Source organism: Arthrobacter sp. 01N444 (assembly GCF_056399305.1).
The window spans coordinates 230,495-253,738 of sequence record NZ_JBFTRB010000003.1 but is presented as its reverse complement, the minus strand read 5'-3'; the positions used below and the strand labels follow the sequence as shown (position 1 = coordinate 253,738).

Annotated in this window: 17 protein-coding genes and 1 tRNA gene; 3 read left to right on the top strand and 15 right to left on the bottom strand. The window is 65.4% G+C overall.

Annotated features, from left to right (window positions below):
* Positions 1-159: 159 nt before the first annotated feature.
* A complete protein-coding gene (locus AC1DKN_RS05545) occupies positions 160-2,286 on the bottom strand; it encodes a DEAD/DEAH box helicase (RefSeq protein ID WP_476870633.1) in 2,127 nt (708 codons plus the stop codon).
* Positions 2,262-3,158 (bottom strand): HamA C-terminal domain-containing protein, encoded by an 897-nt coding sequence (locus AC1DKN_RS05540; protein WP_476870632.1) that lies wholly within the window; start codon positions 3,156-3,158, stop codon positions 2,262-2,264. The genes AC1DKN_RS05545 and AC1DKN_RS05540 overlap by 25 nt, the downstream gene beginning before the upstream one ends.
* A 1,113-nt stretch (positions 3,159-4,271) precedes the next feature.
* Here AC1DKN_RS05540 and AC1DKN_RS05535 point away from each other — a divergent pair.
* Positions 4,272-4,532, top strand: coding sequence for a hypothetical protein (locus AC1DKN_RS05535; RefSeq protein WP_476870631.1), 261 nt, complete (start codon positions 4,272-4,274; stop codon positions 4,530-4,532).
* Between the two features lie 25 nt (positions 4,533-4,557).
* Here the strand turns inward: AC1DKN_RS05535 and AC1DKN_RS05530 are convergent, their stop codons facing one another.
* Positions 4,558-5,688, bottom strand: coding sequence for a tyrosine-type recombinase/integrase (locus AC1DKN_RS05530; RefSeq protein WP_476870630.1), 1,131 nt, complete (start codon positions 5,686-5,688; stop codon positions 4,558-4,560).
* A gap of 85 nt (positions 5,689-5,773) precedes the next feature.
* Positions 5,774-5,855 (bottom strand) — tRNA-Leu (locus AC1DKN_RS05525).
* A 205-nt stretch (positions 5,856-6,060) separates the two neighbouring features.
* Here AC1DKN_RS05525 and AC1DKN_RS05520 point away from each other — a divergent pair.
* Positions 6,061-6,666 carry an ANTAR domain-containing response regulator gene (locus AC1DKN_RS05520; protein WP_018772478.1) on the top strand — a complete coding sequence of 202 codons (606 nt, stop codon included), beginning with the start codon at positions 6,061-6,063 and terminating at the stop codon, positions 6,664-6,666.
* A gap of 130 nt (positions 6,667-6,796) precedes the next feature.
* On the opposite strand, the gene pyk is transcribed toward AC1DKN_RS05520, so the two are convergent.
* From pyk to hisI, 11 genes are all read right to left on the bottom strand, one after another.
* Positions 6,797-8,299, bottom strand: coding sequence for a pyruvate kinase (gene pyk, locus AC1DKN_RS05515; protein WP_476860263.1), 1,503 nt, complete (start codon positions 8,297-8,299; stop codon positions 6,797-6,799).
* Between the two features lie 69 nt (positions 8,300-8,368).
* The gene (locus AC1DKN_RS05510) at positions 8,369-9,826 is read right to left on the bottom strand and encodes a glutamate synthase subunit beta (RefSeq protein WP_028277049.1); all 1,458 of its coding nucleotides are present in this window, start codon (positions 9,824-9,826) and stop codon (positions 8,369-8,371) included.
* On the bottom strand, positions 9,819-14,435 hold the full coding sequence (gltB, locus tag AC1DKN_RS05505; protein WP_476870629.1) for a glutamate synthase large subunit: 4,617 nt from the start codon (positions 14,433-14,435) through the stop codon (positions 9,819-9,821). Before gltB ends, AC1DKN_RS05510 begins: the two co-directional genes overlap by 8 nt.
* A gap of 268 nt (positions 14,436-14,703) precedes the next feature.
* Complete coding sequence (gene lgt, locus AC1DKN_RS05500; protein WP_476870628.1) at positions 14,704-15,996, bottom strand: prolipoprotein diacylglyceryl transferase; 1,293 nt, start codon at positions 15,994-15,996, stop codon at positions 14,704-14,706.
* Between the two features lie 3 nt (positions 15,997-15,999).
* Positions 16,000-16,821: a tryptophan synthase subunit alpha gene (gene trpA / locus AC1DKN_RS05495; RefSeq protein WP_476851526.1), complete on the bottom strand. Its 822-nt coding sequence runs from the start codon at positions 16,819-16,821 to the stop codon at positions 16,000-16,002.
* Positions 16,818-18,182: a tryptophan synthase subunit beta gene (gene trpB, locus AC1DKN_RS05490; RefSeq protein WP_476857176.1), complete on the bottom strand. Its 1,365-nt coding sequence runs from the start codon at positions 18,180-18,182 to the stop codon at positions 16,818-16,820. Before trpB ends, trpA begins: the two co-directional genes overlap by 4 nt.
* A 127-nt stretch (positions 18,183-18,309) precedes the next feature.
* Positions 18,310-19,128 carry an indole-3-glycerol phosphate synthase TrpC gene (gene trpC / locus AC1DKN_RS05485; protein ID WP_476860260.1) on the bottom strand — a complete coding sequence of 273 codons (819 nt, stop codon included), beginning with the start codon at positions 19,126-19,128 and terminating at the stop codon, positions 18,310-18,312.
* 2 nt (positions 19,129-19,130) lie between these two features.
* Complete coding sequence (locus AC1DKN_RS05480) at positions 19,131-19,418, bottom strand: HGxxPAAW family protein (protein ID WP_476851523.1); 288 nt, start codon at positions 19,416-19,418, stop codon at positions 19,131-19,133.
* A 115-nt stretch (positions 19,419-19,533) separates the two neighbouring features.
* Complete coding sequence (locus tag AC1DKN_RS05475; RefSeq protein WP_476870627.1) at positions 19,534-20,238, bottom strand: Trp biosynthesis-associated membrane protein; 705 nt, start codon at positions 20,236-20,238, stop codon at positions 19,534-19,536.
* Entirely contained in the window at positions 20,238-21,815 is a 1,578-nt protein-coding gene (locus AC1DKN_RS05470) for an anthranilate synthase component I (RefSeq protein WP_476870626.1), read from the bottom strand. Before AC1DKN_RS05470 ends, AC1DKN_RS05475 begins: the two co-directional genes overlap by 1 nt.
* Positions 21,816-21,937: 122 nt before the next feature.
* On the bottom strand, positions 21,938-22,381 hold the full coding sequence (hisI, locus tag AC1DKN_RS05465) for a phosphoribosyl-AMP cyclohydrolase (protein ID WP_476851520.1): 444 nt from the start codon (positions 22,379-22,381) through the stop codon (positions 21,938-21,940).
* 177 nt (positions 22,382-22,558) lie between these two features.
* On the opposite strand from hisI, the gene AC1DKN_RS05460 reads away from it, so the two are divergent.
* Positions 22,559-23,203 carry a TIGR03085 family metal-binding protein gene (locus AC1DKN_RS05460; protein WP_028277041.1) on the top strand — a complete coding sequence of 215 codons (645 nt, stop codon included), beginning with the start codon at positions 22,559-22,561 and terminating at the stop codon, positions 23,201-23,203.
* Positions 23,204-23,244 lie beyond the last annotated feature (41 nt).

Genomic DNA, 23,244 nt, shown 5'->3' with positions numbered 1-23,244 from the left:
GTCTGGATGGTCGCTCCGTCCAGGGAACCGCCCAGGTCCCGCGCCGTTGACCTCCTACGGCACGGTTCATCTTCGTTGCTTCGCGCCCAAAAACCTTACTCCGCGGCACTCCTGAACTTGATCGAGCAGGTTTCGAGAACAGTCAGGAACCTGCTAATTTCAGTCACTCGACAGAGCATAGTCCAGCAACCCACGCTCGTAGTCAGTGAGCTCCGGAAGGTTGTCGTAGTCCAGGGTTCTAAGTCCCCAGATAAGAGAGTCAAGACTGTCTCGCTTTGGGATATGTCTAAGGAGCTTCCTGGAAACCTGCGAAGGTATTCCAAACTCCTCGGCAGTCAAGAGCAGGGGCTGCTGGAACCCGGCTTCTGTCCTTGCGGCGTACGCCTCGAAACTGCCAGGTTCAATGGAGCGCTTAGGGAGAATCTCCTTGGCTATCGCGTCTAGAGCCCGCAGGCGTGCTGGGAGATTGTGGTCGACCCAGAACCGTAGGAAATTGAAGCTCTCCTCCACCTTTGCGTCGTAGTCATCATCCTCTACGGCTCGTTCAGCGACCTTGGCGATGAAACGCGATACGTCCCCGTTCATGATGGCCAGTTGGTTCACCATGAAGGTCAGTTGCTTCGCGGACTTTGCCAAATGGTTTGTGAGGCCTCGGGGAGGCAGATGGTCCCAAATGAGGTTTATGACCGCCGAAAGTTGCTCGTAGGTCGGAGCTGGGCGGGTCCAGAGCAAGTCCCGGAGCTCCCGTACTTTGACGGTGGACAGGTGCCTTGCGAGTTCTATTTGTGCCTCCGGGTCAACACCTGGATTCTTTCGCATTGTCTCAACGGACAGAATGGACTGCTCCAGAACGTCACGCAGGCGTTCCTGAGTTGCCGGCGTCCGGTCGGTATCGTCCAGGGACAACAGGAGGCTGTCTGATGCGGCTTCACTCTGGCTAAGGCCCGGCATATCGATGCTGGGCAGAATCTCCGGCGGCGGCGGATTGAACATGAATATCCTGCCTATGAAGTGCTTCAACATCCGCCCGCCCCGGCCCTTGATGTTCGCGAAAGTGAAGTAGTTGTAGGCGGAGTTGGCGATACGGTTGTCCAGAATGATGATGTTTTTTGCCCGGGTGTTCACTCCCTCAATTAATGAGTTAGTACAGACTAGAACGCCCACGTTTCCCTCATCAAACGCCTTGATGATGAGCGGGCCGAGCCACCGGGGCAGCCTTCCATGGTGAGATCCGATGCCGAGGCGGAGGGCTTTCGGCAGGCTCCAGCGGGAACTGATATTCGTTTCAAGCCACTTGGCCGTGTGGATCATTCCCGCGCCGTACCCGCCCTCGGGAGCGTCCTCCTGTAGCCAACGTGACACTGTCCTAACTCTGTTTGGGGATTTGCAAAAGACGAGCGTCGGACCATCGACCTCAGAGAGAATGCGTTTGATTTCGCGGCGTTCTTCCTCGTCGGTGTCAGCCCTCACGGCGATGGTGTCGGCAGCGACAGTGGCAAAGTCAGTCACTATAAGGCTGGCTCGAAGCTCGGCGGGCAGCTCCTCCGAGAGTGCCTGAATCATCGGGGCCGCCAAGTAGAACTGGGCTCCTGTCTTTCTTAGGCGGTAGAGGGCGTGGTTGAGCAATTCGCTCCGGTCAGTGGCGTCATCGAGCTTGTAAAACTCATCGATGAAAAAGAAATCCGGCGTGGGCATCTCCTCTATCGCAAGGTACCGCTCCTGCGTAAGTACAAACAGGTTCCTGTCCGTGCGGGCTTGGCCCGGATGACTGATAAGAGTGAAGTCGTTGAACCGCGCCAGTCTCCTTCGCAGCTCGTCAATGAGGGCGATGGTCGGCACGATGATGACGATGTTGTTGTACTTACCGGAAGCGATGAGAGCGTCCAGGATGACGGTCTTGCCGAAACTCGTGGGCGCCGACAGGATGACGTTCTCACCCGCCATCAGCTTGCGGTAAACCTCGGTCTGGACACGATGAAAAACAACGCCCTCAAGATTGTCCGGCCGGTTCATCTCAAGGGCGATGAGGTCAGCTAGAGGCAGCATGCTTGGGGCGATGCTTTCCACATATGGGAACAGCCCGTGATCCCGTGCCAGCGACATAAGGAGAGACAGCTCGGCCTGAAATTCCGTCGCCCGGTCCAAAGCCCGAATGACAAGTTCCTGAACATCGCGATTCGGAGCCTCAGCAGCCTTCAGGGCAGCAATGTCCGCCAGTATGGAGAATCCGCCCTCCAGAGCTGGAGCAGCCAGGGCTTCCCTTACGGCCTCGACGCTAGCAGCCATGCCTTGAGCCTTTCATCAAATGCCTCGAGTAGGTCCTTCTTTGTGGCCATAGGGAGCAGGATGAGGTGAACTTTGATCTCCCGGGGCATTGTCCGCCGTTCAAACCGCCTGCGGAATGACGCCCACTCCCGCTTCATATGGGCTGTGATCTCGTCGACGTATTCCTGCGTGGATTGGCTATGCCGGCCGGTGATATCACTGTCGAACGTGATGAAGACGGGGATGACGACTCGTTGGAACACCTGGTCGAGGGAGATTTCCTGCCGCAGTAACGCTCTCACCTTGTCGGCGTGTGCCCAGTTTGATTCCACTTTGTCTGAGATGGCCGCAAACTCTGACCGCAGGTACTGCGTGTCGAGATGAAGCTCCAACTCATCCAGCACTGCACCGATGGCCCGTGAACTGTCTTTGAAAAACTTGGATTCGCCAAGCCAGAGCTCCAGTTCATCCTCGGCGACGCCTCCGCCGGGGACTGAAACGATGTGGCAGGCGTCAAAACCCTTCACGGTGTCATTAGCGGCATCTTTGAAGTAGATGCGTGAAATGGCTCGCTCACTGTTCAGGAACCGCCGGAGGATTATGTGCAGCAGGAGTTCGCCAATTTCGCCGCGCAATTCAGTATCGGCGGTCTTGTAAATCCTGCTGATTGCTTTGGCCATGAGTCGCCATGCGTTCGCGTATGAGAGTCCAGCCAATTCATTGTGGGGCAGAATCCAGTCCATTGCCCAAGACATTAGGTCCTCGGAAAGGGCCCGGTGTCGCCACATGCTGTCCTCGTGGCCGGCGCAGACGCCGAGCAAGGAGATTGCTTCATCGAATTCCTGAACAACGATGTTCAGAACTGTTGGCGGAAGTTCGTCCCGTGCCTGCACAATCCCCCGTCCGTTCCATTCCAGACTTGGATGCCTTTGAGACCAACTCTAGGAATGTGCTTCTTGCGTCAAAGCTACACGGTGGGATGTCGTTTCCACGAAACTTGCTCATGGAGGCAGGGATGGTCCCATCGCCGGTTTCTTCCTCGCAAAGCAATATCAGGCTGCTGCCCTCTCACAACAGGCTACTTCCTCGATCGGGATACCATACGACTTGTGACCCTATTCCGCGAGCCAGAATAAGTGAATGACCTGAGCGGAACCCAACCATCCACGTGACCAGCAGTCCCTTTGGTCCATACGCACTTGTTCGAAACGCTCTTGACTCGGCAGCGTGCGCCATGTGGCCTCTCGACCCGTGAATTCAAAGCTAAGGATCAAGCGAAGGATCCAAGCCCAGATGGCGGAGATCCACACCCCTCTGCAATTCAGAGAGGAGGCGAATTTACCTTCTCGCGGATGGGCGCAGAACTACCAACGCAGAACGCAGGAAGTCGCAGACGAGTCCGGCATCGGCACCCTCGAGGCTCGGAAGCTTAAGATGCCTACGACGACCAACGTTCTCAGATCTATTGAACGCCACAACGGCGACCCCAACCTTCCTGGCTCGCGGCCTGGCAACTATGCAGTGCATACGCGCACGGAAAGCATGGGCATCCATCATGACCCATGAACTTCAGCAGCTCGCGGGCACAGCAACTGAGATGCGAGCCGAATACAAAGTGACAGTTAGCTACCGATCTCTCGCGCTGGTTTTGCACGCAGCTTGGCAATTGATGCGCGTTGTTTGTCAGAGATACACAACGCTTGCCATACCCTTACAGCGGCTGGGTCCAATCACTTTGGGCTGGGCTCGTAGGAAGTCCCGACAAGGAGATCACCCAGGATAGCGGGGGTCCTGGGAAACGGAATGCGTTGGCAGCCGCTCCTCGGCTTCTGGACGAGGAGGCTCCATCTGCGGTGAATGGTCCCAGCTATGCCGCTTGCGACGGACGAGGTCCGGTGCTTTCGGCGTTACACCGCGGGAACGCGCGAATGTCTAGGACAAATCATGACCTGGCTGACTGAACGCTGCATGAATGTCCAAGCGAACCACGCGACATGGGAGTTCCAATGGACCTTGAGTTTTACGAGCCGGCAGAGGCGGCGGCCCTCATGCGGTGCACGGAGGCCTGGCTCCGGGAGGGCGCGGCCAGCGGCCGATTCCCGCACGTCTGCTGGGGCAAGGGAAAGATCATCTTCACCTCAGAGCACATCGCGGCGATCGCCCGCCTGCGCGAGGTCCCGGTGCACGCCGGGTCAACCCAGCAGGAACGGCTGATCGGCACAAGGGCGCGACGCCGCCTGACGCCGGTCAGCAACCAACAGCCCTGACCGCGACAGGGACAAAAGTCCAGTGTCAGCGCGTGAACCCCGTAATCGACCTCTCGGTGGCGTCAGCGCCGGCCTGCAGCGCCTCCGGCATCAGATGGCCGTAGACCTGCTCCGTAGTCCGGGTTGAGGCATGGCCAAGGCGTCGCGAGATCGTAAACAGAGACACACCGTCCTGGATCAGCCAGGACGCATGCGTGTGCCGGAGGTCATGGATGCGCGGCGACTTCTTCAGTCCATGCGCCTGAGCCGCCTGGACCGCAGGAACCCAGTAGCCGTGCCAATAGAGCTTGTGGACAATCCGCTCTCCCTTGGGCGTCGTAAACAACAGCTCATCACCGGGGCGGCTTGCCACGAGCGGTACCAGAAGTTCGACCAGTGCCGGGTTGAGACCGATGGTCCGCTTACCCGCGCCGGTCTTGGTGGCGCCGATGTAGTACTGCGACTGGCCGTCGCGTTTCCAGGCCTTGTTGATCCGCACCGCGGGCGGCTTGGAGAGCAAATCGACGTCGGCCACTTTGAGTGCCGTCGCTTCCCCGAATCTGGTTCCTGTCATGACCAGGAAGTTCGTGAAGGTCTTGTACCGCTCCCCCATGACTTCAAGAATCATGTTGTACTCGGCGTGAGTGAGGAACATGGCTTCGTCCTCAGCCTTGTCGATACTCGGCAGCTGAACACCACGGCACGGATTCCGAGGGATATAGCGCAGCATTTCTGCAGTGTTCATCGCTGCGGATATGAGGCCATGAACGTTGTGGATCGTCTTCGGGGACTTGCCCTTCGCCATCATCGACTTAGCCCAATGGTGGAGGTGCCGATAGTCGAGTTTGTCCACGGGAATGTGGCCAATGACGTTCCTGATGTGAAGGTCCAGCATCACCTGGTACGTCCTGACGGTTCCGCTAGACGGCCGGATCAGCAGGTCGATGTGTTCCTGGACAACCTCGGCGACCGTGGGAACCCTGGCCTGGTTGGAAAGTATGGCCTGCTGGGCAATCACGAAGGACTGCTCGTTCGCATCCAGCAAGCGCTTGAGGGTTTCGGCCTCCGCCTGCGTTGCGACAGTCAGGCCCTGATTCTTACGAGTTCCGGGATCACGCCAGCGCACCATGAACGACTTGGTGCCGTCTTTTTTCACGCGCGTGCTGATGCTGGCCACAGCAAAATGCTACGCCGCTGTACACACTTTTTGTAGTTTTGTACACATTCAGCGGCCCAAAGGCCGCTGAACAGGGAAAACACTGTGCCCGAGGTGGGACTCGAACCCACACACCTTTCGATACCGCATTTTGAGTGCGGCGCGTCTGCCAATTCCGCCACTCGGGCGCGGAGTACACCGGTGTAACAATCAGCCTGCCACAGTGCTGTGAGCAACGCGATCGCTTCCAGTGCGCGAAATTACTCTACATGCAGATAGGCTGAATTCCAGAATCGCGCCAGTGACGCCGCATCGAACCAAACCGGTCCAAGTACATTGGCGGACAAAACCTATGATGGTTGAGTTCCCGCCGTACCTTTCCAAGGAGTTCCCGTGTCAGAACAGACGGAGTCAACCCCCACTTCCCAGCCGGCGCGCCGCGTTGTCGTCGCCGAGGATGAGACCCTCATCCGCCTGGACATCATCGAGATCCTGCGGGGCGAAGGCTACGACGTCGTCGGCGAGGCGGACAACGGCGAAAAGGCCGTCCAGCTTGCCGAGGAGCTCAAGCCCGACCTGGTCCTGATGGACGTCAAGATGCCGGTCATGGACGGCATCTCGGCCGCCGAGAAGATCGTCAAGGCCCGGATCGCCCCCGTGGTCCTGCTCACCGCGTTCAGCCAGAAAGAACTCGTGGAGCGCGCCCGCGACGCCGGCGCCATGGCGTACGTGGTCAAGCCGTTCACCCCGGCGGACCTCATCCCGGCTTTGGAGATCGCGCTGTCCCGCCACGAGGAAATCAAGGCCCTCGAGAGCGAGGTCACCGATCTGCAGGAGCAGTTCGCCACCCGCAAGCTCGTGGAGCGCGCCAAGAGCCTCCTGACCACCAAGATGGGCCTGACGGAACCGGAAGCCTTCCGCTGGATCCAGAAGACCTCGATGGACCGCCGCCTCAGCATGCGCGAGGTGGCCGAAACCATCATCAACCAGGTCAACTAGCGGCCGGCGGTTCCGGCCGCGCTCCGCGGCCGCCAGCCGCGCACTCGAAGCACCAAGCACCAAGCACCAAAAAGGGAGGATCCCCGCCAACCGGCGGGGATCCTCCCTTTTTGCATTCAAGCTTTCAGAACTAGGCCTGGACCCGGTTCTTCTTCTTCTTTTCCGGCCACGGGCCGAGCTTGTCCTTGGCCACGGCCGCTTCGCCCTGGCCGCCGATGTCAGCGAGGTCGCCCACCTTGTGGACCTTCAGCAGGTTCGTCGAACCGGCCTTTCCGGGAGGCGAACCGGCGGCGATGACCACCAGGTCGCCGTCCTCGACGACGTCGAGTTCCAGCAGGCTGCGGTCAACCTGGGCCGTCATCTCGTCGGTGTGGCCCACCATCGGGACCAGGACCGGCTGGATCCCCCAGGTCAAGGCGAGCTGGTTCCAGACGTGCTCCACCGGGGTGAAGGCGAAGACCGGCTTGATGGGGCGCAGCCGGGAGAGGCGGCGTGCAGAGTCACCGGACTGGGTGAAGGTACAGATGTACTTCGCATCCAGCTGGTCGGCGATCTCGACGGCGGCCCGGGTGATGGCGCCGCCGCGGGTCTTGGGCTTGGTGCCGAGCGGGGGGACGCGCTCCAGGCCGTGCTCCTCGGTGGACTCGATGATCCGGGCCATGACCTTGACGGTCTCGATCGGGTACTTGCCCACGCTGGTCTCGCCGGAGAGCATGACCGCGTCGGCGCCGTCGAGCACCGCGTTGGCGCAGTCGGAGGCCTCGGCGCGGGTCGGGCGCGGGTTGTCGATCATGGACTCGAGGACCTGCGTGGCCACGATGACCGGTTTGGCCCAGCGGCGTGCCAGTTCGATGGCGCGCTTCTGCACGATCGGCACTTCCTCGAGGGGAAGTTCCACGCCCAGGTCGCCACGGGCCACCATGATGGCGTCGAAGGCGTCGATGATCTCGGGGAGCTGCTCCACGGCCTGCGGCTTCTCGATCTTGGCGATCACCGGCACGCGGCGGCCTTCTTCGTCCATGATCTCGTGCACGCGGACGATGTCCGAGGCATCCCGGACGAAGGACAGGGCAACCATGTCCACGCCGCGGCGCATGGCCCAGCGCAGATCGTCCTCGTCCTTTTCGCTCAGCGCCGGAACGTTGACAGCAACGCCGGGCAGGTTGATGCCCTTGTTGTTCGATACCCAGCCGCCAACGATCACCTGGGCGACCACCTTGACGGCGTCGACGTCGATCGCGCGGAGGGCGACCTTGCCGTCGTCGATCAGCAGGGCATCACCGGGGTTGACGTCCTCTGTCAGGCTCTTGAGGGTCGTGGAGCAGATGTCCTTGGTGCCGGGAACGTCCTCGGTGGTGATCGTGAACGTGTCACCGACTTCCAGGAGGTGGGGACCGTCGACGAAACGTCCGAGGCGGATCTTCGGGCCCTGCAGGTCGGCCATGATGGCCACGGCCTTGCCGAGCTGTCCCGCAGCCTTGCGGACGTTCTCGTAGGTGTTGTCGTGCACGGAGTAATCGCCGTGGCTCATGTTCATGCGTGCCACGTCAACGCCGGCTTCCAGCACGGCCAGCGTGTTGTCAAAGCTTGCGATTGCCGGTCCGAAAGTGGCCACGATTTTAGCGCGTCTCATATACCTACCCTACTGGTGTGTTGCATGGATTAAGTTGAAGTGCGGATGAATCCCGGAGGTCCTGTGGGACTACAGAACAGCCATCGCACGGTCGGTCGGCGCCACGGGTGCCGGCAGAATGGTGCTGCCCATCAGGAACTTGTCCACCGCGGCCGCGCAGGCGCGCCCTTCGGCGATGGCCCAAACGATGAGCGACTGGCCGCGGCCGGCGTCGCCCGCGACGAAGATGCCTTCAGTGTTGGTCATGTAGTAACCGTCGCGTGCCACGTTGCCGCGCCCGTCGAAGTCGGCCTGGACCTGGTCGGTGATCCCGGCCGGCTCGGCGCCGGTGAAGCCCAGGGACAGGAAGACGAGGTCCGCCGGAATGATCCGCTCGGTGCCGGCCTTCGGCAGGCGCTTGCCGTCGACGAATTCCGTCTCCGCAACCTTGACGCCCGTGAGTTTGCCGTTTTCCCCGACGAACTCCACGGTGGAGGCGAGGTAGGTGCGTTCGCCGCCTTCCTCGTGCGCGCTGGCGACCTCGAACAAGGTGGGGAATGTCGGCCAGGGCTGGTGGCCGGCCCGCTCGACGGGCGGCTGCTTGCCGATCGCCAGTGTGGTCACGGACGCGGCCTGGTGACGGTGCGCGGTGCCGAGGCAGTCGGCGCCGGTGTCGCCGCCGCCGAGGATGACCACGTGCTTGCCCGCGGCATTGATCTGGTTCTCCACGGTCTCCCCCGCCACCACCCGGTTGGCCGGCACGAGGTAGTCCATGGCGTAGTGGACGCCGTCGAGGTCGCGGCCCGGGATCGGCAGGTCACGCGGGACGGTGGCCCCGGTGGCGATGACGACGGCGTCGTACCGGCGGCGCAGCTGCTCCCACGTCACGTCGGTGCCGACGGCCACCCCGGTGCGGAACCGGGTGCCTTCGGCCTTCATCTGCTCCAGCCGGCGGTCCACCTGCTCTTTTTCCATCTTGAAGTCGGGGATCCCGTAGCGCAGGAGGCCGCCGATCTTGTCGTCGCGCTCGTACACGGCCACAGTGTGGCCCACCCGGGTCAGCTGCTGGGCGACGGCGAGCCCGGCGGGGCCGGATCCGACGACGGCGACCGTCTTGCCGGTCAGGCGCGCCGGCGGCAGCGGGTTGACCCAGCCGTTCTCGAAGGCCTGGTCCACGATGGACACCTCGACCTGCTTGATGGTCACGGCGGGCTGGTTGATGCCGAGTACGCAGGACGCCTCGCAGGGGGCGGGGCACAGCCGTCCGGTGAACTCGGGGAAGTTGTTGGTGGCGTGCAGCCGCTCCATCGCTTCCTCGCCCTTGTCCCGCCAGACGAGGTCGTTCCATTCCGGGATGAGGTTGCCCAGCGGGCAGCCCTGGTGGCAGAACGGGACGCCGCAGTCCATGCAGCGGCCGGCCTGGCTCTTCAGGACACCCTTTTCCTGGGCCTCGTAGACCTCTTTCCAGTCCATGATGCGGACCGGGACGGGACGGCGCGGCTGGGTTTCACGCTGACGTACTTTCAGAAATCCGCGTGGATCAGCCACCGGTCACCTCCAGGATTCGAGACCAAACTTCTTCGCCGTCGGGGTCCAGGCCCTCTTCGATGGCGTCAAGACGGGTTTGCAGGACGGCCGCGTAGTCGCGCGGCAGCACCTTGGTTATGCGGGCTGCGGTGTCATCGAAGTTCTCGAGGAGCCGTGCCGCGAGCAGCGACTCGGTTTCCTCGAGGTGCTTGACGAGCAGCCCGTGGACGATGTCGCGGTCCTCGGCGTCGAGCTCGCGCAGCTGCAGCTCGCCTGACTCGAGGGCCTGCTTGTTGACGCGCTCGGTCTGCAGGTCCAGCACGTAGGCCGTGCCCCCGGACATGCCGGCGCCGAAGTTGCGGCCGGTGCGGCCGATGATGAGCGTCTGGCCGCCGGTCATGTACTCGCAGCCGTGGTCCCCGATGCCTTCGACCACCGCGGTGGCGCCGGAGTTGCGGACCAGGAAGCGTTCGCCGACCTGGCCGCGGAGGAACATTTCACCGCTTGTGGCGCCGTAGCCGATCACGTTGCCGGCGATCACGTTGCGCTCGGCCGGGAACACGTTGGTGCGGTCCGGCCGGACGATGATGCGGCCGCCGGAGAGTCCCTTGCCGACGTAGTCGTTGGAGTCGCCGAACATGCGCAGCGTGATGCCGGCCGGCAGGAACGCCCCGAGCGACTGGCCCGCGGTGCCATTGAGCGTGATGTCAATGGTGTCCGTGGCCAGGACGTCGGTGCTGAAGGTCTTCGTCACGACGTGGCCGAGCATGGTGCCGACGGAGCGGTCCGTGTTGATGACGTTCACGGAGATCTTCACCGGTGTGCGGTCGCTCAGCGCTTCGGCCGCCATGGCGATCAGGCGCTGGTCGAAGTGCTTGTCGAGTTCGTGGTTCTGGCCGGTGAGGTTGCGCAGCGGCGCGTCGTTGTCGAACTCGAGCCCGTGCAGGATCGGATCCAGGTCCAGCCCTTCGGCCTTCCAGTGGTTGATCGCGTCGCGGGAGTCGAGCATCTCGGCGTGGCCGATCGCCTCCTCGATGCTGCGGAAACCCAGCTCGGCGAGGATTTCGCGGACTTCCTCGGCAAGGAATTCGAAGAAGTTCACCACGAATTCGGGCTTGCCGTTGAACCGGGAGCGCAGCTCGGGGTTCTGGGTCGCGACGCCCACCGGGCAGGTGTCCAGGTGGCAGACGCGCATCATGATGCAGCCGGAGACCACCAGCGGGGCGGTGGCGAAACCAAACTCCTCGCCGCCGAGCAACGCGGCGATCACGACGTCGCGGCCGGTCTTGAGCTGGCCGTCGACCTGCACCACCACACGGTCGCGGAGGCCGTTGAGCATAAGCGTCTGCTGCGTCTCGGCGAGGCCGAGTTCCCACGGGACACCGGCGTGCTTGAGCGAGTTCAGCGGCGAGGCGCCGGTACCGCCGTCGTGCCCGGAGACCAGCACGACGTCGGCCTTCGCCTTGGTGACGCCGGCCGCCACGGTGCCGATCCCGACCTCGGAGACGAGTTTGACGTGCACCCGGGCCGAGGGGTTGGCGCGCTTGGCGTCATAGATCAGCTGCGCGAGGTCCTCGATCGAGTAGATGTCGTGGTGCGGGGGCGGCGAAATGAGGCCGACGCCGGGCGTCGAGTGCCGCGTGCGGGCCACCCAGGGGTAGACCTTCTGCGCCATCAGCTGGCCGCCTTCGCCGGGCTTGGCACCCTGGGCCATCTTGATCTGGATGTCGTCCGCGTTGGACAGGTACAGGCTGGTGACGCCGAAGCGGCCGGAGGCGATCTGCTTGACCGCGGAACGGCGGGTGGGATCGAGCAGCCGGTCCACGTCCTCGCCGCCTTCACCGGTGTTGGACTTGCCGCCCAGCCGGTTCATGGCGATCGCGAGGGTCTCGTGGGCTTCCTTGGAGATGGAGCCGTAGCTCATGGCGCCGGTGGAGAACCGCTTGACGATGCTGGAAACCGGTTCGACTTCCTCGAGCGGCACGGCGGGACGCGAACCGGCCTTGAACTTCAGCAGACCGCGCAGGGTCATGAGGTTCTCGGACTGGTCGTCAACGCCGCGGGTGTAGGCCTTGAAGATGTCGTAGCGGCGTTCACGCGTGGCGTGCTGGAGCCGGAAGACGGTCTCGGGGTTGAACAGGTGGGGTTCGCCGTCGCGGCGCCACTGGTATTCGCCGCCGCCGAGCAGGGGCTGGTGCGGCAGTTCGATGCCGTTCTCGGGGTAGGCCATGCGGTGCCGGGCCAGGACTTCGGCGGCAATGACGTCGAGGCCGACGCCGCCAAGCTGGGAGTGCGTGCCGGAGAAGTACTCGTCCACGAGGTCCTGGCCGAGGCCGAGGGCTTCGAAGGTCTGGGCACCGGTGTAGGAGGCCACGGTGGAGATGCCCATCTTGGACATGATCTTCAGGACGCCCTTGCCCAGGCCCTTGATCAGGTTGTAGACGCCGTCCTGCGGGGTGACCCCCACGACGTCGCCGGAGGCGATGAGCTGTTCCACGGATTCCATGGCCAGGTACGGGTTCACGGCGGAGGCGCCGTAGCCGATGAGCACCGCGACGTGGTGGGTCTCGCGGACGTCGCCGGCCTCCACCACGAGCGCGGTTTTGGTGCGGTTGGCGCTGCGCAGCAGGTGGTGGTGCACGGCGCTGACCAGCAGCAGGGACGGGATCGGGGCCCACTGGGCGTTCGAGTCGCGGTCCGAGAGCACCACGTACTGCACGCCGCGGTTGATGGCGCCGGAGACCTGTTCGCAGATTTCGGTGAGCCGGGCCCGGAGGGAGTTCTCGCCGCCTTCGGGGCGGTAGAGTCCGCGGACCTTCATGGCGACCTTGCCGCCGTCGGCGCTCTCGATGTTCGCGATCTTGGCGAGCTGGTCGTTGTTGATCACGGGGAACGGCAGCGAGACCTGCGGCTGCCGGACCTGCTTGGTGTCCAGCAGATTGCCGTTCGGGCCGATTGCGCACGTCAGGGACGTGACGAGCTCTTCACGGATGGCGTCCAGCGGCGGGTTGGTGACCTGCGCGAAGGACTGCACAAAGTAGTCGAAGAGCAGCCGCGGGCGCTTGGACAGCACGGCCACCGGGGTGTCCGAGCCCATGGCACCGAGCGGTTCGGCGCCAGTGCGGGCCATCGGGCCCAGCAGGATTTTCAGTTCCTCGGTGGTGTAGCCGAAGGTGCGCTGGCGGATGTTGACCGAGGCGGCGGTGTGCACGACGTGCTCGCGTTCGGGCAGGTTCTTGAGGTCGATCAGGTTGTCCTTGACCCATTCGGCCCAGGGGTTCGCCGCGGCAACCTCGGCCTTGACCTCGGCGTCGTCGATGATCCGGCCGGCCCCGGTGTCCACCAGGAACATCTTGCCCGGCGAGACGCGGCCCTTCTTGACCACCTTGGAGGGTTCGACGTCGATCACGCCGACTTCGGAGGCGAAGACGATCAGGCCGTCCTCGGTGATCCAGTACCGGCCCGGGCGCAGGCCGTTGCGGTCCAGCGTGGCGCCGACCAGGTTGCCGTCCGTGAAGGAGACGGCCGCCGGGCCATCCCACGGCTCCATGAGCATCGAGTGGTATTCGTAGAAGGCGCGGCGGGCCGGATCCATGGTGGCGTGGTTTTCCCACGCCTCCGGGATCATCATCATGATCGAGTGCGTGATGGGCCGGCCGGAGAGCCAGAGCAGTTCGGCGACCTCGTCGAAGGAGGCCGAGTCCGAGGCGCCCGGGGTGCAGATCGGGAACAGCTCTTCGGGTGAGTCCCCCAGCAGCGGGCTGGCGAGCTGGGACTGCCGGGCCCGCATCCAGTTGCGGTTGCCCTTGACGGTGTTGATCTCGCCGTTGTGCGCGATGGTGCGGAACGGCTGGGCCAGCGGCCAGGACGGGAACGTGTTGGTGGAGAAGCGCGAGTGGACGATCGCGAGCTTGGTCTTGAAGCGCTTGTCCGACAGGTCCGGGTAGAACGGCTCGAGCTGCGCGGTGGTGAGCATGCCCTTGTAGACGATGGTCCGGGAGGAGAGCGACGGGAAGTACACGCCAAACTTGTTCTGGGCGCGCTTGCGGATCCGCCAGGCGCGGGAATCGAGCTCGTTGCGCTCGAGGGTTTCCCCGGTGCTGGAGGCGAAGAACGGCTGGGAGAAGTACGGCATGCAGGCCCGGGCCATGGCCCCGACCAGGTCGGCCACGATCGGGACTTCACGCCAGCCCAGGACGGTCAGGCCCTCGTCCGCGGCGAGGCCTTCGATGCCGGCGCGGGCGGCGTCGGATTCGCGCTGCTCGGCGGGCAGGAACGCGGTTCCCACGATGTACTGGCCGGGGGCCGGAAGTTCGAAGTCCGTGACTGCGCGGAAGAATTCGTCCGGCACCTGCATCAGGAGGCCGGCGCCGTCGCCGGTACCTTCATCGGCGCCCACGGCACCGCGGTGCTCGAGGTTGCGCAGGGCGGTCAGGGCGGCGTCGACGATGTCGTAGCCAGGCTCACCGCGGAGCGTGGCGATGATGGCCAGGCCGCAGGCGTCCTTCTCGTTTTCCGGGTTGTAGAGTCCGGCAGCGGCCGGAATCGCCGCGAAGCGGCTGAAGGGTGACGCGGCAGCCGAGGGCTGGCCCGGATCGGACCAGCTGGGGCTGTGAAGAGTTTGGGTCATTGGAGACGTCCTTCCTCCTGATCGTGCGTATGGGAGGGACAACATTGGCCCCACTCGGCACGCCGGTGTGTGACGGGCGCAACAGAGTGTTTTTCTAACTGGAATTGTAGGCCAGCCCGGCCTCCTGTACTAACAGTTACGCAGGTGCTGGCCCGGGCTTGCATGGACAGCTTCGATCTGCTGTCCACGGCAAGCCCTCTTGCCACGACGCTGTGGAGTCGGGTCCGGTGAGCGGTGGCTCCGGTCAACCCGAAGTGCCGGCGCTGAGCTACTTGGTGCCCTCAGCCTCCGGCGCGGTTCCAGTTCCCTGGCGGCCGGAAACTCCGGCTGCCGGAGCTCCATTGGCGGGCGCGGTGCCGCCCGTGGAGTCCCTGCCCGCATCCTCGGATGCGCGAACTGGTCCGCTTTGGTTATTCCGGAGATTAGCACGGGATTCACTATCTGAGACAGCGGCGTCCGAATGGCGGATGGTTGCCGCGTCTGCGGGGACGGTGGCGCGGTCAGCGTGGGCCGCACTGTCGGCGTCGGTGGTGCGGTCAGCGCTGGTGGCCTCGGTCGCGTCGGCGACCGGCTTTGACTCTGCCGACTTTGCCTCCGCCGACTTTTCCTCAGCCGGCGTAGTCTCCACCGGCTGGGTCCCTGCCGGCGTAGTCTCCACGGGCGCGCGGCCGGGGAGGAACGGGGTGTCCGGCTCGGAGCGCTTGCGCAGGCCGAGGAGGATGAAGGCGAGCAGGGCTCCGGCGAAGACGATGATGCTGGTCCAGACATTGAGCCTGGTGGTGAGCCCGAAGAGGGTGATCTGTTCGGCGTCGTCGATCCGCATGGCCTCGATCCAGACGCGGCCCAGTGTGTAGTACATGGCGTAGACGCAGAAGAGACGGCCGCGGCGGAAGCTGAATTTGCGGTCGAGTGCCAGCAGGATCAGCACGCCGGCCAGATTCCACAGCGACTCGTAGAGGAACGTCGGGTGGAAGAGCGTGTCCGTCGGCATGCCGGCGGGGAAGTTCGGGTTGTTGGGATCGATCTGCAGCCCCCACGGAAGCGTGGTGGGGCCGCCGAAGAGTTCCTGGTTGAAGTAGTTGCCCCACCGGCCAATGGCCTGGGCCAGCAGCAGCCCGGGGGCCGCGGCGTCCATGAAGGCGCTCAGCTTCACCCCGGCACGCCGGCACCCGATCCAGGCGCCCACGGCGCCGAGCACGACGGCGCCCCAGATGCCCAGGCCGCCGCGCTGGATCTGCGGAATCAGGGACAGGTCCCCTGTGCCGTCGAATCCCGGGCCGAAGTAGGCGTCCGGAGAGGAGAACACGTGGTACAGCCGCCCGCCGATAATGCCGAACGGGATGGCCCAGATGGCGATGTCCCAGACGCTGCCCTCGGGGGCGCCGCGGCGTGCCCAGCGGACCGAGGTCAGCCACAGGCCGGCAATAATGCCGGCGAGGATGCACAGGGCGTAGGCGTGGATGCGCAGGGACCCCCACGGCAGCGGGATGTCGAATCCGGACCAGGTGGGGCTCGGAATGCTCGCGGGAATCATCGCCGCCGCGTGGAGGACTGACTGCATTGCTTAGGCTTCTTCCTTGGTAAGGCCGGTGCTGAGGTCTTTCGTCAAGGAGGCTACCGCATCCACGCCGCCGTCCCGGATTGCCGCGACGAGGGCGGTGCCGACAATCACGCCGTCGGCGTACTCGGCGATCTCGCGGACATGGCTGGCGGTGGAGACGCCGAGGCCCACGCAGACGCGCTCGGCGCCCGCGGCGTGCGCTGCGGCGACGACGTCCCTGGCCGCGGAGCTGACCGAGGTCCGGGCGCCGGTGACGCCCATGATGGAGACGGCGTAGACGAAGCCGCGGCTCGCGTCGACCGTGCGTTTCATGCGTTCGGGCGAGGACGAGGGAGCCACGAGGAACACCCGGTCCAGGCCGTACTTGTCCGAGGCCGCCATCCATTCGGCGGCCTCGTCCGGAATGAGGTCGGGCGTGATGAGCCCGGCTCCCCCGGCCTCGGCCAGGCGGCGGGAGAACTCGTCCACGCCCATCCGGACCACGGGGTTCCAGTACGTCATGACCAGCACGGCGGCGTCGGTCTTGCTCGTAATGCCGCGGACGACGTCGAAGACCTCCCGGACGTGGAAGCCCTTCGCGAGGGCCTCCGTCGTGGCGGCCTGGATGACCTGGCCGTCCATGACCGGGTCCGAGTACGGGATGCCGATCTCGATGAGGTCGGCGCCGTTCTCGGCCAGGGCGATGCCGGCGGCAATGGTGTCTTTAACGCTCGGGTAGCCGGCGGGCAGGTAGCCGATCAGGGCCGCCCGGCCCTGGGCGCGGGCGCGGTCAATGGCCGCGGCCGACTTACTGGCGTGCTGGGTGCCGTCCTGGCTGGTGCTCACAGCTGTTCCCCCTCTTTGGCGATTTCGGCTTCAGGTGAATCCTTGTCCAGCAGGTCGAACCATTCCGCGGCCGTGGCCACGTCCTTGTCGCCGCGGCCGGAGAGGTTCACGATCACGATTTTCTCTGAGGCGTCTGTTGCCTTGCCTGCGGCCGCGTCAGCGGCGAGCCGCTGGCCCACCTTGATGGCGCCGGCGAGGGCGTGGGCGGACTCGATGGCGGGGATGATGCCCTCGGTGCGGCACAGGAGGCGGAAGGCCTCCATGGCCTCGCTGTCCGTGATGGGCTCGTAGCTGACCCGGCCAATGTCGGCCAGGTAGGAGTGCTCGGGGCCGACTCCGGGGTAGTCCAGGCCCGCGGAGATCGAGTGCGACTCGATGGTCTGGCCGTCGTCGTCCTGCATGAGGTAGGAGCGGGCGCCGTGCAGCACGCCGGGCTTGCCGAGGGTGATGGTGGCTGCGTGGCGTCCGGTTTCGACGCCCTCGCCGCCGGCCTCGAACCCGTAGATCTTGACCGAAGGGTCATCGAGGAAGCCGTGGAAAATGCCGATCGCGTTGGAGCCGCCGCCGATGCAGGCACAGACGGCATCCGGCAGCCGGCCCGTCTGGTCCAGGATCTGGGCGCGGGCTTCCTCGCCGATGACCTCGTGGAAGTAGCGGACCATCGCCGGGAACGGGTGTGCTCCGGCGGCGGTGCCCAGCAGGTAGTGCGTATTGCCCACGTTGGCCACCCAGTCGCGCAGGGCCTCGTTGATGGCGTCCTTGAGAGTCTGGGATCCGTTGGTGACCGGGATGACCGTGGCCCCAAGGAGCTCCATGCGGGCCACGTTGAGGGATTGCCTGCGGCAGTCCTCGGCGCCCATGTAGACCACGCATTCCAGGCCCAGCAGGGCTGCGGCCGTGGCGCTGGCGACGCCGTGCTGGCCGGCGCCGGTTTCGGCGATGACGCGGGTTTTGCCCATCCGCTTGGCGAGCAGCGCCTGGCCCAGGACGTTGTTGATCTTGTGCGAGCCGGTGTGGTTGAGGTCTTCGCGCTTGAGGAAGATCCGCACCCCGCCGGCGTGCTCGGCGAAGCGCTTGGCCTCGGTCAGCAGCGACGGCCGGCCTGAGTAGTTCTTGTTCAGTTCGGCGATCTGGGCTGTGAACTCCGGATCGGCCTTGGCCTTCTCGAAGGTGTCCTCGAGCTCGTCCAGGGCCGCGATGAGCGACTCTGGCATCCACCGGCCGCCGTAGTTCCCGAAGTAGGGCCCCGGGGCGTGGCGCAGGGACGGTTCGCCCTGCGCGGGATGCTCCGCGGGGCGGCCGCCCTGCAGGAACGCGTCCACGGCACTTTCGTCAGAGCCGGCTGCTGGTGCATCGACCATCAGTCTCACCATCCTGTTCCACTGCTAGCTTTGGGGATCTGCTGATGAGATCCGCTCATTGGTCCGGGAAAAATTGCGGGCCCGGCACCGCTCACGGTCCGGACGGAGGCGCCAGGACCGGCCGGCCTCAGGCGCGCGCGGCGATTGCCGTCGCGCCGGCAGCCATGAATTCGGCGATCCGCTCCCGGGGCGTCGCGTCACTGACCAGCGCCTCGCCGACCAGGACCGCGTTGGCTCCGCGGGCCGCGTAGTGCTTGACGTCCTCGACGTCGCGCACACCGGACTCGGCGACCACGAGCGCACCGGCGGGAATGCCGCCGGTCAGCGCCGCGAAGACGGAACGGTCGACGTCGAGCGTCTTGAGGTTGCGTACGTTGACGCCGATGATCCGGGCCTCCGCGGCGACTGCGCGCTCGATTTCCTCCGCCGTATGGGTCTCGACCAGCACGTTCATGCCGAGCTCGCGGCTGAGGGCCGTGAACTCACGCAGCTGGGCGTCCGAGAGCGAGGCCACGATCAGCAGGATCAGGTCGGCACCGTGCGCCCGGGCCTCCCAGATCTGGTACTCGTCAACCATGAAGTCCTTGCGCAGCAGCGGAATATCCACGGCTGCCCGGACGGCGTCGAGATCGGCCAGGGAGCCGCCGAAGCGGCGCTCCTCGGTCAGGACGCTGATCACGGCGGCCCCGCCGTCGGCGTACTGCGCGGCGAGGGACGCGGGATCGGCGATGTCCGCGAGCTGGCCCTTGGACGGGCTGCGGCGCTTGACCTCGGCAATCACCTTGAGCTGGTCCCGGCTGCTTGAGGTCCCGCCGAGGGCGGCCCAGGCGTCACGGGCGGGCGCCGCCGCGGCGGCACGCTCTTTCAGCTCCGCGAGCGTAACCAGACGCTGGCGCGCCTGCATATCCTCCCTGACACCGGCATTGATGTCGTCGAGAACGCTCACGCTCAGTGGCCGGAGTTCTTCAGCTTGCTGCCGCCGACGCCGTAGCCGGCCTTGCGCATGGCCCAGCCGGCGAGCAGGCCGACCACCATGACCGCCGCACCTGCAACGAAGATCGGGGTGTTGGCGATGACGAAGGCGATGGACGCAATGAGGGCGCCGATCAGCATCACGATCACGCAGGTCCACGCGGCCGGGCTGTTGCCGTGACCCTGGGGTTCGCTGTGGTCGACGTCGTCGTAGACGCCCTTCGGCGCAGCGGACGTGGATGCGGAAACAGTGGCTTTGCTCATTGAAATCTCCTCAGGATGAATACTGCTTACATTCTGCCATTTTTTGCTGTGTTATTTGGCCGCGTTGCCGGGCCGCCTTACTGGTCGCGTTGCCGGTCGTGCCCGCGGCATCGGCTCAGGTGGGGTCGTCACCGCGGGACAACCGGTCCCAGCTGTCAATCTCGTCCGCGGGGGCGGCCGGCGCATGACCGCCGGCTGCAGTTCCGCCGGCGGCGGGCCCGGCGGCGGCCGCGTCATATTTGGTGCGGGTCTTCCAGTAGCGGCCGGCCGGCACGATCGCGAGGGCGCTGAGTCCCAGCAGGGCTCCGGCGACGACGGCGAGGACGGGGAACACTGTTACGTCCACCTGTACGCTGCTGCCGCTGATTCCGGTGGCGGCCGCGATCGATCCCTGCGCCGCGGCCAGCGGGTCCGCCAGCACGACGGCTGCCGCGGCGACGATGCCCGCGGACGCGAGGAGGATGATCGCCGTGATCACCCAGCGGGCCACGCGGCCGGCGATGGAGGCCGCGAGGCCGCCGGCGAGGGCCACAAGCGCCAGGGCTGTCACGGTGGTGGCAGCCTTGCTGCCCTGGACCTGCAGGCCGTCCTGGCTGGCCACGGCCGCGCCGAGCTGCGTGGGATCGAGGTGCACGGTGAGCCAGGTCTGGGTGGTAGTCCCGAACACGGCAAGGGCCAGGGCAGCGATCACCAGGACCAGGGTGGACTTGCGGGCCCAGCGCGGGACGGCGGCCCCCCCGGCGCTCTTCACAGTGCTCTTCCCAGTGGTTTTCACAGTGCCCTTCACGGTGTTCTTGGCGGTGGCTTCCGGCTCCCCCATCAGGACTCGGCTCCTGTGTCGGGCGCTGCGTCAGTGACTGCGTCAACGGTGATGTTGTGCAGCGACCTGGCGGTGTGCACGGCGCGCAGCGGGGCGGCGGCCTTGTTCACGGTTTCCTGGGCCTCGGTCGGGTTCACCGAATCTGCGACGATCCCGCCGCCGGCCTGGACGTACGCGCGTCCTTCCCGGAGCAGGGCCGACCGGATGGCGATCGCCATGTCCATGTCCCCGGCGAAGTCCAGGTACCCCACCACGCCGCCATAGATGCCGCGTCGGTGCGGTTCAAGTTCGTCCAGCAGGCGCAGGGCCCGCGGCTTCGGGGCGCCGGAGAGGGTGCCGGCCGGGAACGTGGCCTTGAGCACGTCGTAGGCCTTGGCTGCCGGGGCGAGCTCTCCGACCACGGTGGAGACCAGGTGCATGATGTGGCTGAAGCGCTCCACTTCCATGAATTGCGTGACGTCGACGGATCCTGCCACGCAGACCTTCGAGAGGTCGTTGCGGGACAGGTCGACCAGCATCAGGTGCTCGGCGCGTTCTTTCTCGTCCGCCAGCAGTTCCTCGGCCAGGGCCTTGTCCGCCTCGACCGTCTTGCCGCGCGGGCGTGAGCCGGCGATGGGGTGGGTGATGACTTCGTCCCCGGTCACGGTGACGAGGGCCTCCGGCGAGGAGCCGACGATCGTGTATTCGCGGCCGGCGGCGTCCTCGAAGCTGAAGAGGTACATGTAGGGGCTGGGGTTGGTGTTCCGCAGGACCCGGTAGACGTCGAGGGGGTCGGCGCCGCACTCCATTTCGAAGCGGCGGGAGATCACCACCTGGAAGACCTCACCGTCCACGATCGCCTCCTTGCCGCGGTCCAGGGCGGCCAGGTACTCGGTTTCGTCCCAGCGCTCCTGCACACTGGACGCGAAATCCAGGGCGGCCGTCTCCAGCACGGAGACCGGCTGCTCCACGGGGCGGCTGATCTTTTCGAGCAGGGCTTTGACGCGGGCGACGGCGTCATGCCAGGCGTCGTCGACCCGTTCGGTGCTGTTGTCGAAGTTGATGGCGTTGGCGATCAGCAGGACGGTGCCGTCCATGTTGTCGTGGACCGCCATGTCGGTGACCAGGTTGAGGGCCATTTCCGGCAGTTGGAGGTCGTCCTCCGGCGGGCTGGTCAGTTTCTCCCAGTGCCGGACGGTTTCCCAGCCCAGGAACCCGACCAGGCCCGAGGTGAACGGCGGGAGGCCGTCGAAGCGCTCGGTGCGCAGCGCCGCGACGGTGTCGCGGATGGCGTCCACGGGGTTGCCGTCCAGGGGCACACCGACCGGGGGCTCGCCCAGCCAGTGCGCGCTGCCGTCCTTGGTGGTCAGGGTGGCCCGGGAGCGGGAGCCGATGAAGGAATAGCGCGACCAGGCGCCGCCGACCGCCGCCGATTCCATCAGGAACGTTCCGGGCTGGCCATGGGCGAGCTTGCGGTAGAGCCCGATCGGGGTTTCGGCGTCAGCCAGCACCTTGAGCCGGACGGGGATGACACGGCTGTGGCCTGCGAGTTCGCGGAACTCTTCGAGGCCGGGGCTGATGATTCCAAGGTCCTGCATGGCTGTGCTTTCCGCCTGTTCTTTAGGTGGACCTGCGACCGGATCCGGTCATGGGATCCTGCCTGGGGTCCGGTTCGTGAAGCTGTGGAAGCGCCGGGGCGCTCTGCCGGTGTGCCGGGCGCCTAGCCTCCGTGGCCGACGACGGCGTCGAGCTCGCGGCCGTCGAAGCACGTCCGGGTTCCGGTGTGGCAGGCCGCGCCGACCTGGTCGACCCGCACCAGCAGCGCATCGCCGTCGCAGTCCATGGCGAGCGACTTGACCCATTGCACGTGCCCGGAGGTGTCTCCCTTGCGCCAGTACTCCTGGCGGGAGCGCGAAAAGAACGTCACGCGCCCGCTGGTCAGGGTGCGGTGCAGCGCTTCGTCGTCCATCCAGCCCAGCATCAGCACCTCGTGGGTGTCGAATTGCTGGATGATGGCGGCCACCAGGCCGGCGCTGTCGCGCTTGAGCGCGTCCGCCAGTCCGGCCGGGAGGGGGCTGCCGCTGACGGGACTGCGATCGACGGCGCTGCCGTTAATGGCGCTGCCGTTGGTGGGGCTGGGGGCGGAGGCGGGCTGCTCAGACATCAGATCAAGTCTAGTGCCTCCGGGCCGGTCGCCGGCCTGCGGACAGGTCCCGCCGCTTAATACTGGCGCGCCAATCGGCCCGGCGCCGCGGTCCGGCCCTGCATCATGCGGCCGGGCGCGGTCGCGGCGGCGATTCCTGTGCCCACGCACGGCCGTCTCGTGCTAGTTTCACAAGTGATGCATTTCGTCGAACCGTCCCGAGAAGTCCTGGCCGAAACCCTGCTGGCGGCCGGCCCTGATGCCGCCACGCTCTGCACAGGTTGGCTCACCCGCGATCTTGCCGCGCACCTGTACCTGCGCGAGCGGAAAATCGCCGTGGGACTGGGCCTGCTGATCAAGCGCCTGTCCAAGGCCTCGGACCAGGCGACGGCCGAACTGGCGGGCACCCTGAAGACCACCGAGGATTACGCCAAGCTGGTCAACGACTTCCGGGCCGGTCCCCCGGCGCTGTCCCCGCTGCGGATCAAGGCGCTGGACGAAAGCTCCAACCTGATCGAGTACTTTGTGCACACCGAGGACGTCCGCCGCGCCGTGGACCGCTGGGCCCCGCGCGCCCTGGACCAGGCCTACTCGGACGCGCTGTGGGACGAGCTCGTCAAGCGGGCCGCGATCCTGTACCGCGGCGTGGATCTGGGCATCGTGCTGGTGAGCCCCTCGGGTCCGCGGCATGTCGCCAAACGCGCCCCCGTGTCCGTGGCCATCGTCGGCGAACCGGGCGAGCTGCTCATGCACGCCCACGGCCGGACCCGCCATGCCCTCGTGACCTTCGAAGGCCAGCCGGACGCCGTCGCGCTCCTGCAGTCCGCCGAAGTCGGCCTCTAATCCCCACCCGCTCCCTAAAAAAATAAAGCAACGCGGGGTCA

Excerpts from the sequence above, each read along its gene's own strand:
- AC1DKN_RS05545 (WP_476870633.1), bottom strand. The coding sequence starts at position 2,286 with ATGGCTGCTAGCGTCGAGGCCGTAAGGGAAGCCCTGGCTGCTCCAGCT.
- AC1DKN_RS05535 (WP_476870631.1), top strand. The coding sequence starts at position 4,272 with ATGGACCTTGAGTTTTACGAGCCGGCAGAGGCGGCGGCCCTCATGCGG.
- pyk (WP_476860263.1), bottom strand. The coding sequence starts at position 8,299 with ATGAGACGCGCTAAAATCGTGGCCACTTTCGGACCGGCAATCGCAAGC.
- gltB (WP_476870629.1), bottom strand. The coding sequence starts at position 14,435 with ATGACCCAAACTCTTCACAGCCCCAGCTGGTCCGATCCGGGCCAGCCC.
- lgt (WP_476870628.1), bottom strand. The coding sequence starts at position 15,996 with ATGCAGTCAGTCCTCCACGCGGCGGCGATGATTCCCGCGAGCATTCCG.
- trpB (WP_476857176.1), bottom strand. The coding sequence starts at position 18,182 with ATGGTCGATGCACCAGCAGCCGGCTCTGACGAAAGTGCCGTGGACGCG.
- AC1DKN_RS05480 (WP_476851523.1), bottom strand. The coding sequence starts at position 19,418 with ATGAGCAAAGCCACTGTTTCCGCATCCACGTCCGCTGCGCCGAAGGGC.
- AC1DKN_RS05475 (WP_476870627.1), bottom strand. The coding sequence starts at position 20,238 with ATGGGGGAGCCGGAAGCCACCGCCAAGAACACCGTGAAGGGCACTGTG.
- AC1DKN_RS05470 (WP_476870626.1), bottom strand. The coding sequence starts at position 21,815 with ATGCAGGACCTTGGAATCATCAGCCCCGGCCTCGAAGAGTTCCGCGAA.
- hisI (WP_476851520.1), bottom strand. The coding sequence starts at position 22,381 with ATGTCTGAGCAGCCCGCCTCCGCCCCCAGCCCCACCAACGGCAGCGCC.
- AC1DKN_RS05460 (WP_028277041.1), top strand. The coding sequence starts at position 22,559 with ATGCATTTCGTCGAACCGTCCCGAGAAGTCCTGGCCGAAACCCTGCTG.